9 protein-coding genes are annotated in these 14451 nt (G+C 67.9%); 2 read left to right on the forward strand and 7 right to left on the reverse strand.

The annotated features are described in order from the left end of the window. Nucleotides 1-172 precede the first annotated feature (172 nt). A complete protein-coding gene (locus tag ACFPZL_RS04950) occupies nt 173-2905 on the reverse strand; it encodes an S-layer homology domain-containing protein (protein WP_218115998.1) in 2733 nt (910 codons plus the stop codon). Between the two features lie 127 nt (nt 2906-3032). On the opposite strand from ACFPZL_RS04950, the gene ACFPZL_RS04955 reads away from it, so the two are divergent. Further along, entirely contained in the window at nt 3033-5474 is a 2442-nt protein-coding gene (locus ACFPZL_RS04955; protein ID WP_218115999.1) for an LGFP repeat-containing protein, read from the forward strand. Between the two features lie 45 nt (nt 5475-5519). Here the strand turns inward: ACFPZL_RS04955 and ACFPZL_RS04960 are convergent, their stop codons facing one another. From ACFPZL_RS04960 to galE, 6 genes are all read right to left on the reverse strand, one after another. Beyond that, entirely contained in the window at nt 5520-6443 is a 924-nt protein-coding gene (locus ACFPZL_RS04960) for a glycosyltransferase (RefSeq protein WP_218116011.1), read from the reverse strand. Between the two features lie 88 nt (nt 6444-6531). Beyond that, complete coding sequence (locus tag ACFPZL_RS04965; protein ID WP_218116000.1) at nt 6532-7809, reverse strand: hypothetical protein; 1278 nt, start codon at nt 7807-7809, stop codon at nt 6532-6534. 191 nt (nt 7810-8000) lie between these two features. After that, nucleotides 8001-8981: a glycosyltransferase gene (locus tag ACFPZL_RS04970; protein WP_328798030.1), complete on the reverse strand. Its 981-nt coding sequence runs from the start codon at nt 8979-8981 to the stop codon at nt 8001-8003. Nucleotides 8982-9025: 44 nt separating this feature from the next. After that, on the reverse strand, nt 9026-11029 hold the full coding sequence (locus ACFPZL_RS04975; RefSeq protein ID WP_218116001.1) for an acyltransferase family protein: 2004 nt from the start codon (nt 11027-11029) through the stop codon (nt 9026-9028). A 63-nt stretch (nt 11030-11092) separates the two neighbouring features. Continuing rightward, the gene (locus ACFPZL_RS04980) at nt 11093-12499 is read right to left on the reverse strand and encodes an LCP family protein (RefSeq protein ID WP_218116002.1); all 1407 of its coding nucleotides are present in this window, start codon (nt 12497-12499) and stop codon (nt 11093-11095) included. Then, nucleotides 12496-13527, reverse strand: coding sequence for a UDP-glucose 4-epimerase GalE (galE, locus tag ACFPZL_RS04985; RefSeq protein WP_218116003.1), 1032 nt, complete (start codon nt 13525-13527; stop codon nt 12496-12498). Before galE ends, ACFPZL_RS04980 begins: the two co-directional genes overlap by 4 nt. Nucleotides 13528-13679: 152 nt before the next feature. On the opposite strand from galE, the gene ACFPZL_RS04990 reads away from it, so the two are divergent. Beyond that, nucleotides 13680-14451: glycosyltransferase family protein (locus ACFPZL_RS04990; protein ID WP_382334798.1), on the forward strand; the 772-nt coding region annotated here is incomplete at its 3' end.

A 14451-nucleotide genomic window follows, 5' to 3' on the forward strand; every position in this document is an offset into this window, starting at 1 on the left:
CAGCCGGCGCGCGGCGGAGCTGCTCGACCTCGTCGAGGAGCGCCTGACACCGCGGAGCGAGGCCGACCGGGCGTAGGGAGCGGTCGGCGCACCGCCGCGCCGGCAATCTCTCCGGGCGTATTGCGCGCTCCCTCCGCCGTGCGGAGGGAGCGCGCAAGTGAGAACTCTCGGCCTAGGAGGCGTAGTAGGCGCGGTACAGGAACTTCGCCATCACCGTGCGGTTGACCTTGCTGCTCGACTTGAAGTAGCGCTTGCCGCCCTTCTTCGCACCGGTGTAGACGCGTTCGTTGTACATCCACGAGACGGCCTTGAAGTTGAAGCTGCTGCTCTTCTTCAGGTCCGCGTAGGGCGACTTCGAAAGCGCCGGATACGAGGAGTCGTGCCCGGTGAGCACGAAGATCGCGCGCGCGATCTCCCCGCGGGTCGCGGCCTTGGTCGGGGCGAAATAGCGCTTGCCCTTCTTCTTCGTGCCGGTGATGAAGCCGTTCTCGTAGGCGTAGGCGATCTGCTTGTAGCCCGAGCGGCTCGTCTTCACATCGGCGAAGGGAGACTTGCTGGGCGGGGTGTAGCTCGCCGGCGGGTTCGCGTTCCACATCAGCCGCGCGAGCAGGTCGTGGGTCACGGTGCCCTTCGGGCTGAAGGTGCTCCCGTTGATGATGCCCTGCTCCTTCATGAACGCGATCTCCGTGTAGCCGTCGGCGCCGTAAAGCACGTCCTTGTAGGGCGGCGACTGCACGTTGACCTTGGCGGAGACCGATCCCTTGCCGGTGATGTACCCCTTGGCCGAAGGCCGCACCTTCACGCTGATCTGCTTGCCGATGTCGGAGCGCGTCGTCTTGTAGCTCGACTTCGTCGCCTTCTTGATCGCCTTGCCGTTGCGGTACCACTGGTACTTCTGCGTGATCTTCTTGGGCGTGCCGCCGAACGTGGTCTTCCAGCTGCCGCTCGTCTTGACCTTGAGCGTCTTGCCCGCGATCGGATCGCCGCCGCCCGAGACGGACGCCGTGACCGACTTGCCGCCGTTCTTGAAGCCCTTGCGGAACTCGACCCGTACCTTGGCCTTGGTCGAATTGGTCTCGAGCACGGTGATGCGCACGCCGTTCTGATACGGGTACATCTTCTGGCCGGCGGCCATGCCCTGCGCCTGCCCGTTCGTCGGGTTCCCGTAGTACGTGTACGTCGTACGGGGAGCGAGCACCGAGCTGCGGATGTTCCGGTACGTGTGCCACTTGCCGTTCCACTTGTAGCGGCCCTTCGCGTAGCTCTTCAGCACGCGGACGCCGGTGGTGATCTGGCCTTCGGCCGGAGCCGAACCCTGCCAGGCGCTGATCGCCCCGCCGATGCCGCTGTCCTGGCCCGTGCCGGTGCGGTACTCGACGAAGATCGTCCCGCTCTTGCCGCCGTTCACCTTGAGGCCGCGGCGGCCCGAGTCGGCCGAGGCCGCGTAGATCCAGAGATCCTGCACGGCGCCCTTCTTCGAGCTGACCGACTTGATGCTGCTGTTCGCGACGCCGAGCTCGTACTTCTGCGCGATGTTCAGGGCCGGGGGCTTCGCGGTGAAGGCGTCGCCCATCACGCTCCAGCGATCGTTGTACTCATTGTCGGTGCACGTGCTGAACGGCCGCTTCACCTGGTAGGGGTAGCCGTCCCACGTCCACTTGTGGCCGGTGTCGATCCTGCCGGAGAGGGAGTTGACGTTGCCGCAGGTACGGGACTGCGCATGGCCGAGTCCGAGATTGTGGCCCATCTCGTGCGCGGTGATGTCGAGGCCCATATTCGCACTGGTCACCGGATCGGCGTACGCCAGGTCCGTCCAGATGGTCCCGCCCTGATGGAAGGTGGCCCCGATGCTGGCGAGTCCCGCCGGACCGCAGTTGCCCTGCTCCACGAAGACGAGGAGGTGGCGGTAGCTCTTCTCGAAGTAGCTGACGGTCTTGCCGAACTTCTTCGCCGCGTACTTCCAGAGCGCGGGCATGTTGCAGTAGTCGCGGTAGCTGCTGGAGGACTTGTAGCCCTTGATCGAGAGGCCCTTGAACTTGCCGCCCGTCTGCTTCTTCCAGTAGGTCCCCGTGTCCGTCGCGATCTTCTTCACCGTCGCCGAAGTGAATCCGGTGCCGATCGGGTTCTTGAAGTTGAAGATGTAGACCTTGTGCGTCTTCTTGCTCGGAGCCTTCACCGCGGCGAGCGGCGCGCTGACCGTTCCCGAGAGCGTCACGCGCTGCGTCGCCGCACCGGCTGCTGCGACAGCCTCGGCCGTCGGGATCGGGCCTGCGACGTCGATCCGATCCTGCACCGTCTGCTGGACGGCGTCGCTCAGGACGATCTCGCCGGCGAATTCCTGGCCGGTCGCGATCTCACCGTCGAAGGATCCCTCATCGACCGGCAGCATGTCGCCGTCCTCGGTCGTGAGCCACACTCCGCCGGCCGCCGGGTCGACGTTGTCGGAGCGCACCGCTTCGTCACCGGAAGCTGCGTCGCCCTCCACCGCGCCGTCATCCGCTGTGCCATCGGCGTGGTCGTGATCCACGTCGCCCTCATCGCCCGGGGTCTCGTCCGCGATCATCGCCGCGCTCTCCGCGTGGATGACCATCAGCGAACCGTTCACCGGCACCGACACGGGAGCCGCCTCGAGCTCCTCGGGCACCTCGACCGGCTCGACCTCGTCGACGACCTCGACGGTCGGCGAGGCCACGGCCGCATCCGCCGCCGCCTCGGCCGTGGCGCCATCGTCGACCGCCGGCTGCGCCGTGTCGAGCGACTGCGCGGGCTGCTCGGCCGGTTCCGTCACCGCTGAAGGTGCCGGCGAGGCCGTAGCGTCCTCCTGGGTGCTGCAAGCGGTGAGCGTGCTGAGGAGCATTGCCCCAGCGACGACCCCGCCGATCAGTGAGCGCCCTGTCGCGCGCATGTGTGCCTCCTTGGCCGTACCGGCATAGTGTCCGATAATCCTAGGCGAATTCTCGCCATCGCGCGCAGCCTCGGTTAGGGTGGAACGGATTGTCGCTAGGTTCAACATGCACTTGAAGGTAAGAGATATGACGTTCAAGAAGGCCCGCTCCACCGCCCTCGCGGTGATCGCCGGTGCCGCCGTGCTCGCCTCGAGTCTCGTCGCCGTCACCGCCGCACCCACCCCCGCGCAGGCGTGGTCAACTACGGACTTCAAGGCGGGCAGCATCATCGACGACGCGCTCTTCTACGACGGCACGGCCATGACCGCGAGCCAGATCCAGACCTTCCTGAACAGCCGCGCGAAGTGCATCATCGGCACCTCCGGCTACGAGGCCGGAACGAAACGGAACGGCAACACCATCGCCGAGAAGTGCCTGCGCAGCTACAAGGCGAAGACCACGAGCAAGGCCGCCAACAGCAACTGCAAGGCATACAGCGGCAAGAGCAGCGAGACCGCGGCGCAGATCATCGCGAAGGTCGGCAAGGCGTGCGGGATCAGCCCGAAGGTCCTGCTCGTGACCCTGCAGAAGGAGCAGAGCCTCGTCACCGACACCTGGCCGTACGAGATCCAGTACGATCGCGCCATGGGCTACGCCTGCCCCGACAGCGGCCCGGGCGGGTCTGCCAACTGCGACAAGAACTTCTACGGCTTCTTCAACCAGGTCTACAGCGCGGCCTGGCAGTTCAAGAACTACAAGTCCTACCCGATGTCCGGCATCAAGCAGGGCACCACCTCGACCATCAAGTACCACCCGAGCAACAGCTGCGGCACCTCGAAGGTCAAGATCGCCAACTACGCGACCGCGGCGCTCTACACGTACACGCCGTACCGCCCCAACACGGCGGCGCTGAACGCCGGCTTCGGCAGCGCGAACAACTCCTGCTCGTCGTACGGCAACCGCAACTTCTTCAACTTCTGGAACAGCTGGTTCGGCTCGGTGCGCGCGAACCTGCAGATCACCGGCGCGATCAAGAAGGTCTACGACGCGGCCGAAACCGCCGGTGCCTCCTACGGCGCCGCGGTCTCGCCGCGCAAGAAGATCACGGCCAACGGCGGCGGCTATCAGATGGTGTTCGAGAACGGCATCATCACGACCTCCACCAAGCTCGGCAAGACCTACGGCATCCAGGACAGCTCGGCCTACGCGAGCGACACCTGGGCGACCGCCTACCTCGCGAAGGGCGGGGCCTCCGGCTCGTGGGGCTTCATCGCCGGAGAGACGCAGCAGCCCGGCTACCGCACGCTCGCGTTCCAGAACGGCACCGCTATCGCGAACAGCAGCACCATCAACGGCGTGCGCTACCTGCCCTCGCGGATCTACGCGGCCTGGGTCGCGCCCGGCGCCAAGTCGTCGCAGATCGCCTCGGGCCCCTACGGCTGGCCCACCGCCGACGCCTACATCCCCGCCTCGACGGCCGCGAGCCAGCACTTCGAGAAGGGCACCCTCATGGCGGCGGGGTCGAAGAGCACGCTCGTCGACGCCACCGACCTGAAGCAGTGGAACGCGCTCGGCGGCTACAGCGCCATCGGATTCTTCACCGGCAACACGGCCACCTTCGATGGGAAGCGCTACCGCACCACCCAGAAGGGCACCGCCTACTTCGCCGACGAGCAGACGCAGGTCTTCCTCCCCAACGGTGCGCTGCGCACGGCCTACATCGCCGCGAAGGGCCCGAAGGGCACGTGGGGCTGGCCCGCAGCCGCACCGGGCAACATCACCGGCGGCGCACGCATGAAGTTCTCGAACGGGTACAGCGTCCACCGCACGGCCAAGGCGAAGACCTACTTCATGGCGGGCAAGACCTACAACGACTGGGTGAAGCGCGGCGGCGTCAAGTCGGTGCTCGGCTACCCGACGGCCAACACCAAGGTGCTCGCCGACGGCAGCTTCCAGCGCTACGCGAAGTACGCGATCTTCTACGGCCCGAAGAAGACGATCCAGCTCAAGCGCGAGACGATCGTGAACGACTACCTCGCGGCCGGCGGCCCGGCGACCGCCTGGGGTTGGCCGACGGCGAAGAAGACCATCAGCGGCGGCAAGCGGATGACGCTCTCGAACGGCTACGTGCTCTACGAGAAGAGCCGGAACCGGACCGTCTTCGTCTCGAAGGAGTCCTACCAGGACTGGTCGAAGCGCGGCGGCACCAAGGCGTCGATCGGCTACCCGAGCGCCAGCACGAAGACCGTCTCGGACGGCTCCTACCAGCAGTACAGCAAGCACTACGTCTACTTCGGACCGACGAAGAAGATCGCGTTCAAGAAGGGCGCCGTCACCAAGGCCTACATGGCGGCCGGCGGCCCGAAGAACAGCGGCTGGGGCTGGCCCGTGGCGAAGCAGCAGACCGCAGCGAACGGCACGATCACGGTGGCGTTCTCGGGCGGCACGCTCAAGATCACGAAGTCGGGCGCGGTCAGCTTCAAGAAGACTCCGTCGACGAGTGTCGCCGACCCGCAGGGCCCGGGGTCGGAGGAGGCGCCGCAAGAGGACGCCTCGAAGGACGAGGGATCCGACTCGTCCGCCGAGTGAGTGCGCCGCTCGGGTCCGATCCTGCGTCCAGGCAGGATTCAGCCGTCAGGCCTTATCGGCGGGGAGCCCCCCGGCCACGAAACGGCGGAAGAGGATCCGCTTCGCCCACGCCGGCATGAGCCGGTAGGCCCCCTTGACCACGACGTTGCGCAGGTACTGCCCCGTCGTGACGAACCCCATGCGGCGCAACTCCCCCTGCAGACGCCACTCGGTGCGAGCCTCGGTCCAGCCGCCGCGTCGCGCGAAGGCCCCGGCCCCCACCCGGTACCGCAGGAGCGGCTCGGCGATGTTCTCGACCCGCGCACCGCCGGCGATCATCCGCACGCCCAGCCAGTAGTCCTCCATCTTGCCGAAGCGCTGATACCCGCCGACGCCCTCGACGGCAGCGGCCCGGTACATCATCGTCGGGTGGTTGAACGGGTTGTGCGTCCGGGCGTGGGCGCGGATGCGCTCCGCCCCGACCGGGGGGACGCGCACCGCGGCGGGTGTCGCCGGATCCTCCTCGAACTCCGTCATTCCCGTCCCGACGAGATCGTACCCCTGCTGGATCAGCTCCCACTGCCGCGCGAAGCGCTCGGGCGTCGAGACGTCGTCCGCATCCATGCGCGCCACGACCTCGGTGCGGCACGCCGCGAGGCCGGCGTTCAGCGCTTCCGTCAGGCCGCGGTTCTCGGGCAGCGCCACGATCTCCACCGGGATCGGCGACGTCTCGACCAGGCGGCGCAGCTCGACCGCGAGCTCCGACGGCACCGGCCCGTCCTGCACGATCACGGCCGCGGCGGGGCGGAGCGTCTGGCCCTGCACCGAGCTCTCGAAGGCGAGCCGCAGGAACTCCGGGCGATCCTTCGCGTACACCGGGAGGAGCAGAGAGAATCCGTCACCGCGTCGGGGCGGCCTCCGCGTGCCGCCATCCGTCACTGCGCCGTCCTTCCTCACCGCGTCATCACCCGTCGCCGCACCGTCGTCCATCACCGCACCAGCCTATTCGAGGCGCCCGGGAACGACGACGGGCGCCCACCCCGAGGGATGAGCGCCCGCGCGCCGTGCGGAGAACCTGCTAGCGCAGGTCGACCGGCGCCTCCATGACCGTGAAGGTCGTCGAGCGCGTCACGAACTTGTAGCCGCGCTTCCAATAGCTCACCTGGAGCGTGATCTCCTGGCCAACGTGCTCGAAGCCGGGCGTGAACGACGCGTCGTAGGACTCGTTCCCGTTCTGATCGCTCCACAGGTAGTCGACCCGCACGCCGCTCTGCGAGAACTTCGCCTTGGTCACCGTGACCGGCACGTCGACCGTCGCGACACCGTCGACCAGGCCGTTGACCGACTGCGGCGTGACCTGCGTCAGGCTCGCCGCCTTCAGCTGCTTGCCGTTGCTCCAGTAGGTCTGCGCCTTGTAGCCGGACTTCTTGGCCTTGACCAGCGCGTAGACGTACGCACCGGTCTCGTTCGCGGTCAGCTTGTAGCTCGTCTTCTTGGCGCCCGAGATCTTGCCGTCCTTACCCACACCGCCGTAGCGGTACCAGGTGTAGGTGAACTTGGTGCCCTTCGGGAAGCCGGAGGGCTTCACCTTCAGCACCTTGCCGACCTTCGGCGATCCCGTCGCCTTGGCCTTGGCCTTGTACGAGAAGTCCTTGACCGACTTCACCGTCTTCTTGTCGAAGTTGATGTCGATGGCCTTCTTCGACTTGACCGTGATGGTCTTGCCCTTCGACAGGCTCTTACTGCTCGTGCCGAAGACCTTCGTGGGGACGTAGGTCTGCTTCTTGCTGTTCCACTTGGCCTTGGCCAGCTTGTAGCTGCCCGGTGCGACCCAGCCGTAGCTGGAGTGCGCCCACTTCTTGGTCTTCGCGTCGAAGAGCATCAGGTATTCGTTGCTCTTGAGCGACTTGACGGTGGCGTAGACGTTCCCCTTCGCCTTCGTGGAGAGGTTGTGCTTCGCCTTCTTCTTGGAGCTGCTCACCTTGACGGTCTTCGCCTTGGCGCAGACGGCCGACGAGAGCCCGTACGGCGTCTTCGCGCTCTGGGCGTACCCGTTGTAGACGATCCGGTACGATCCCGACTTCGACGTCTTGAGCGTGTAGGTGCTGCCCTTCCACGTGACGCTGTCGTAGCCCACCCAGTTGCACTTCGAGTCGTAGACGTCGAGGTACCCGGACTTCGATGCGTTGAGCTTCTTGTTGCCCGAGAACGTCACCTTGCCGGTGATCGTGTACGTCGTGGCCGCGGTTGCCGCGGTCGGCGCGAAGCCGACCAGGCCGCCGATCAGTGCGGCGGTGCCGAGCCCCGCCAGCGCGCTGCGCCACCGACTGGCAGCGCTTCTCTCCGTCGTGTTCACAGGTTTGCTCTCCGTTCGTCGTCAAGGACCCCGACCAACGGCAGGCCGCCCAGCACGGGTCGTACCGCGTTCCCCCCGAGAATCGGCTGTGATCCAACCTCATAGAAAAGTACCACACAGCTGGGAGTCCGCCCAGAGTCCTTCGACGCTCAGGCGGCGGGTAAGCATCACCCCGCCGCCGAGGGAGCGCGCTACCCGTCGGAGCTGCGGATCCGCGCCATCACGTCGTCCGGGACTCCGGCCCCCGCGAGCACCTGCTCGTTCGGGAGCGGGGCACGACCCCAGCCCTCGCGCCAGCCGCGTCGCAGGCAGTCGCGCAGCTGCGCACGATCCTGCGAGGCCCGCATTGTGCGCACCCAACGCCGCGCCGTCGCGCCGATGTAGAGCAGCTTCTCCCCGAGCTTCAGCGACCGGCTGCACCGGAACACCCACAGCTTGTTGCGCACCTCGAAGAAGAAGCGGGCGCCGGGATCCTGATCGCTCGATCCGCGGATCTTCGTCTTGTGCGTCACCACAGATCCGGGCACGTAGAGGCCACGAGCGCCGTTGAGCAGGCGTGCCGAGTACTCGAAGTCGTCGTTCCAGAGGAAGTAGTCGGCGATCGGCAGACCGAGCTCCCTCACCCGCGGCGCCCGCAGGAACGCGGAGACGAACGAGATCGACCGGATGGCCATCGCATCGACCGACGCCGCGCGATCCCGCTCCGCACGGGTCGCCCCGATCTTCGCCTTCGGCGTGTTCATCGGATGGTCGTCGCCGTCGGTCCAGACCACGCGAGAGCCCATCACGGCGAGATCGTCCTGTCCCGTCGCCCGGTACCGCTCGTGCGCGGCGAGCGCACCTGCCAGCGCCTCCGGCCCGGGCACCGTGTCGTCGTCCATCACCCAGATCCAGTCGACCTCGGGATCCGCGAGCGCAGCCGCGATCCCGACCGCGAAGCCGCCGGCCCCGCCCGTGTTCTCGGAGAGCCGGATCAGCCGGGCCCGCTCCCCCCACGGCCCATCCGCGGCGAGCGACTCCTCGGCGAACTCGCCCGAACCGTCGTCACTCGCGTTGTCGACCACGATCAGCCGATCGACCGGACGCGACTGCGCGGCGAGCCCCGCAAGGGCCTCGCCCAGCAGCTCGCGCCGATTGTAGGCCACCATCACCGCGGTCACGCGCACGCTCATCACCCCTGTCCGCCGTTCCGGCACAGTTCAGTCTACGGCCGCCGCTACCGGCGACCCTGCGCGAACCAGCCGGTGATCGCGTCGGCAACGGCGCCGCCGTTTCGCAGCACCCAGGTGTTCGTGAAGTGGTGCTTGTCGCGGTACACCAGAACATTCCCCTGCACCGCCTCGCAGGTCGCCTCCGGGCAGGCGTCCCGCGCGATGTCGACGAAGGTGAAATCACCGAAATCCGAGAAGTCGAACTCCGCGTCGTCCTCGTAGAAGTCCGAGCGCGGCAGCGCGCACGCGTCCGCCCCGTCCCGCTCCACGCAGTCGGGCACGTCGAAATCGAAGCGGGGGTTGTCGCGGATCCCGACCATCGGGATCCCGTGCTCCGCCAGCTCCTCGAAGTAGGCCGCGTACCCCTCGGGGACCTCATCCCGTCCGTCGTCCTGCAGCGTCGCGAGCACGACGACGAGGTCGGGCCGGTCGTCGATCAGCCGCTGCAGCACCTCGGCGGACCAGGGGATGCAGCTCGGATCCCGCACCTCGGGCATGAGCTCCATGTCGGCGAAGCCGCAGCGGAGCTTGATGTAGGGCGTGACCTTCGCCCCGACCTCCTGGGCCGTGCGCAGCACGAGATCCATCCACTGCCCCGAGTGCGAACCGCCGACGACGGCGATCGTGACGTCTCCGTCCTCGTCGCCGAGCACGCAGCTCTTCACCTCCGGGTCGTCGTACTGCTGATGGCAGCGCATCGAATAGAAGTCGGGGACATCGTCGCGCGCCAGGGCCGGCGCCGGCACGATCTCGTCGTCCGGGATCTCGTCGCCGTCGATGGCCGCCTGCTTCAGCACGACCGCCCGCTCCTGCTCGCGCTCGAGCGCCTGGTCCCAGTAGCTCAACGCCGCGAACGCGGGCGCCATCATCAGCACCGTCGCCACGAGCGTCGCGGCCGCAGAGCCCTGGATCCGCTTCCAGTCCCGCACCGGCGTCTCGACGAACCGCGTCGTCGCATACGCGAGCACCGCGGAGAGCGCCAGTATCGCGAGGCCGCCCTTCAGCCCCACCTGCTCGCCGAAGCGATGCCGGTACAGCACCAGGATCGGCCAATGCCAGAGGTAGAACGCGAACGAGGCGTTCCCGAACCAGACCAGCGGCCCGACGCTGAGCAGGATCGGTGCGCGCCGCGACGCCGCACTGATCATGATCAGGATCGCCGCCGTCACCGGGATCAGCGCCGCCCAACCGGGGAACAGCGCCGAGACGTCCATGGTCGCGCCCAGCCCGATCAGAGCGATCAGCCCGACCCACCCCATCGCAGCGGCGAGCCCCTTCTGCGCGAGCCCGCGGGTCATCAGGAGGAAGAGGATCGCGCCGGCCATGAACTCCCAGCCGCGCGCCAGCGAATGGAAATAGGCCGCCGGCTGATCCACCGCCGTGAACCAGATCGCGAACGCGAACGATGCCGCGAAGGTCAGCGCGAGCACCGCGAGCGTCGTCCCCCTCGCACCCCAGCCGCGGCGCTTCGCGAGCGACACCGCTACGAACAGCAGCAGCGGGAAGAGCAGGTAGAACTGCGCCTGCAACGACAACGCCCAGAACTGCTGGAACGGCGACGCCGCCATGCCGTCCTGCAGATAGTCGGCGTTCGAGGCGATCAGCAGCCAGTTCTCGAAGTGGAACAGCGACGCGAAGCCGTGCGGGATCGCGTACTGCCACGCGCTGTGCGGCATGAACAGGAGGGAGGCCACGGCCGTTCCGATGATCACGACGACCGCCGAGGGCGTGATCCGGCGCAGCGTGCGCATCCAATAGCGGCTCATCACCTGCACGCGCGCGCGGAACGTCTCCGATTCCGCCATGCGCATCAGCGACTTCGCCGCGAAGTACCCGGCCACGACGAAGAACACGTCGACCGCGCCCGACACCCGCCCGAACCAGATGTGGTAGACCGCGACCATCAGCGCCGCGACGGTGCGCAGCCCCTGCACGCCGTTCAGATACGCCGGCATCCGCGTGTCCGTCGGAGACGTCGCGTCACGCGCAGGAGCTTGCTGTACAGACATACCCGGACAAGTCTAAGAGAGTTTCTTAGAAAGATGCGACCGGCTGCGGCGCGCGAGCGATCCTCAGCCCTCTTCCTCCTCGGGCGGAGAGGCCTTCTTCACCGCCTTGCGCACCAGCTTCCCGATCTCGTCGTAGCGGGGGTACTCGGGGTCGACCTTCGGCGGGATGAGGTTCAGGCTCACCGGGTCGAACTCGCGCGCCTTCGCCGCGAGATCGACGAATCGGCCGAGCATCGACTCCGGGATGTCGGTCTCGACGATGCTCTTGCCCGCGCTCGCCACCTCCTGGAACCGCAGCAGCACGTTCGACGGGTTCATCTGGGCCAAGATCGCGGCCTGCAGCTCGCGCTGGCGCTCCATGCGGGCGTAGTCGCCCGTCGCCGAGCCGTAGCGCGAACGGGCGAACCAGAGCGCGTGGAAGCCGTCGAGGTGCTGCTCGCCGGGCTCGATGTACCCCTCGACGCCGTTCCCGTCGGCATCGCCGCCGATCGGGAGCCGCTCGTCGACCGTCACCGTGACGCCGCCGAGCGCGTCGATGAGCTTCTCGAACCCCTGCATGTCGATGAGCACGTAGAACTGGACGGTCAACCCGGTCGCCCCAGAGACGGCATCCTTCGTGGCCTCGATGCCCGGCGACGAGCCGCGCGACACGGCGTCGGCGTAGAAGCCCTCGTACATCGGGTCCTGCAGCGTCTCGACCTCGGCGAAGAGCGCATTCAGGTAGCAGGTCGTGAGGCAGCCGCCCCAGTCGCCGAACGCGTTCGGCCCCACGCCGAAGCCGTTCGGGTGGATTTCGTGCATGGGCGACGTCTCGGGGAACGGCATCTGCTGCAGCTCGCGCGGCAGCCCGACCATCGCCGAACGCCCCGTCTCGGCGTCGACCGTGATGAGCGAGATGCTGTCGGGGCGCAGCCCCTCGCGGTCGGCCCCGGCGTCGACGCCGAGCAGCAGGATGTTGTAGCGACCGTCGACCGGCTCGACCGCCGGCGCGCCCCCGCCGAAGATGTCGCCGATCGCGCCGCGCAGGGTGCCGACCGTGCTCACCGTCCAGGCCGCGCCGAGCACCGGTACCACGGTCAGCAGCACCGAGAGCATCGCGACCGGGAGGCGCCAGCCGGGCGAGACGCGGACGATGCGCGTCAGCCGTAGCGTGTCGAAGCCGAGGATCAGCCAGAGCACGGCGTACAGGACGATCACGCCCTGAAGCACGAGCAGGACGATCGGGTTCGTGAACACCGAGAGCGTGAAGACGCGGGCCCAGGCGAGTCCGGCCAGGCTGACCGCCGCCGCGACCAGGAGGATGACCGTCGCGGTCAGGCCGAAGCGGCCGAGGCGCCGGTTGCCGGCGAGCAGCTGTGCGCTGCCGGGCAACACGAAGCCGAGCAGCACGAGCCAGCGCGCCCGCTTGTTCATCAGCGGAGCGGAGTCCGTGTCGGGGTTCCGCAGCGGGCGTTCGAGTTCGATGCTCACGCCGCGGCACCGCCAGTGCGATAGCCCTGCGGGTTGGCCGACTGCCACGCCCAGCTGTCGCGGCAGGCCTCGGCCAGGGAGCGGACCGTGCGCCAGCCGAGTTCGGCGTTCGCCTTCTCCGGGTTCGCGACGACCTCGGCGACATCACCTGCGCGCGGCTGCACCACTTCGTACGGGACCGGACGCCCCGAGGCCTCCTCGAACGCCCGGACAACCTCGAGCACGCTCGATCCGGTGCCCGACCCGAGGTTGTACGCCGTGACGCCGGCGCCGATCCGTTCGAGGGCCGCGACGTGCCCCTCGGCGAGATCCATCACATGGATGTAGTCGCGCACCCCGGTGCCGTCGACGGTCGGATACGAATCGCCGAACACGCTGAGCCGGTCCCGCACGCCCACTGCGACTTGGGAGATGAACGGCATCAGGTTGTTCGGGATGCCCGCGGGATCCTCGCCGATGCGCCCGGACGGATGGGCGCCGACCGGGTTGAAGTAGCGCAGCAGCACGGCTGCCAGCTCCGGTCGGGCCGCCTGCGCGTCGCGGATGATCTGCTCGTTCATCGCCTTCGACCAGCCGTAGGGGTTGGTGAGGCCCTGACCGACCGGATGCTCCTCATCCTGCGGCAGGTACTGCGGGTCGCCGTAGACCGTCGCGCTCGAGCTGAACACGAGTCTGTCCACCCCGCGGTCGCCCAGCAGCTCGAGGAGGTTCAGCGTCGAGTCGAGATTCGTCCGGTAGTAGCGGATCGGCTGCTGCACGGACTCGCCCACGGCCTTGAGCCCCGCGAAATGGATCGCGGCGTCGAAGTCCTGCCCGGCGAGCGCCGCCGCCACCGCCGAGTTCGGCGCTGCGAGTTCGACCTCGACGACCGGTATCTCCGCGCCCGCGAGCTCCTCGACCCGGCGCACGGCCTCGCGGCTGCTGTTCGAGAAATCGTCGAGCACGAGCACCTCGTGACCGCGCTCGAGCAGCACCAATGCCGTGTGGGTGCCGATGTAACCGGCGCCGCCGGTGAGGAGTACGCGCATGGGTTCAAGGGTATGCCGGGTCCTCCGCCGAGACCTCCGAACCCGCCGAAAGCATGCCGAACACGCCATACTCCGGAAACTCTGATATTCGATCCGAAACCATTACATAGAATCGATTTCGTCCGACCAATTTCAGAACGCCGAGGAGGATCGTGGCCACACTCACGCTCATCGGCGAACCGTTCCCGGACTGCGAAGCCGCCGCACATGCCGAAGGTGCGAGGGAACTGACCCGCGCCGTCGCCGAGACCGCGCCGCGGGGCTGCAGCGCACGGTTGCTCGTCGCGTCCGATCGGCCCGCGCCGGCCTTCGAGAATGCCCGTGCCAGCACCGAACGGCTGCCGCTGAACGCCACGATGCTGCCGGTTCTCTGGCGCACGGGCGTCACCGCTCGCCCGCTCGACGGCGAGATGGTGCATGCCATCACCCCGTTGGTCGCGCTCCGCGCGCGCGGTGAGGACGACGGATCCCAGTCGTCGGTCATGGTGCCGCACGCGCTGGGCTGGTTGGCCCCCGAGGCGATGGGCGCCGCGACGGCGCGCCAGTACCGCGCCTTCGTGAAGCGCGCCGTGAAGCACGCCGACGTCGTGCTCACCCCCACCCATGCCACCGCCTCGGCATTGCAGGAGCGCTTCGGCACGGACATCGTGGTGCAGGTCCTGCCGCTCGCGGCACCCCCGTCCTTCCTCCCGGCCGGAGATTCGGCCGATCGGCGCACCGCGCTGGGCCTGCCGGCGCGGTATCTCGTGACGACCGCGGTACCCGGCGAGGCGGGACGCCTGGAGTGGCTGCTCCAGACCCTCGCCTCCGACCCGTCGCTGCCGCCGCTCGTCGTGCTGGTGGGCTCGATGCCCGCCGAGCACGCGGTGGAGCAGACGCACGAGACCGGCGGTGGCGATTCGGGGCGTGGAGGCGCGGCACCCG

Origin of the sequence: Leucobacter soli (assembly GCF_042659205.1) — a bacterium.
In the GTDB taxonomy this organism is placed as follows: Bacteria; Actinomycetota; Actinomycetes; order Actinomycetales; family Microbacteriaceae; genus Leucobacter; species Leucobacter soli.

Coding starts and splice junctions, on each gene's coding strand:
- ACFPZL_RS04950 (WP_218115998.1), bottom strand. CDS start 2,905: ATGCGCGCGACAGGGCGCTCACTGATCGGCGGGGTCGTCGCTGGGGCA.
- ACFPZL_RS04955 (WP_218115999.1), top strand. CDS start 3,033: ATGACGTTCAAGAAGGCCCGCTCCACCGCCCTCGCGGTGATCGCCGGT.
- ACFPZL_RS04960 (WP_218116011.1), bottom strand. CDS start 6,443: ATGGACGACGGTGCGGCGACGGGTGATGACGCGGTGAGGAAGGACGGC.
- ACFPZL_RS04970 (WP_328798030.1), bottom strand. CDS start 8,981: ATGAGCGTGCGCGTGACCGCGGTGATGGTGGCCTACAATCGGCGCGAG.
- ACFPZL_RS04975 (WP_218116001.1), bottom strand. CDS start 11,029: ATGTCTGTACAGCAAGCTCCTGCGCGTGACGCGACGTCTCCGACGGAC.
- galE (WP_218116003.1), bottom strand. CDS start 13,527: ATGCGCGTACTCCTCACCGGCGGCGCCGGTTACATCGGCACCCACACG.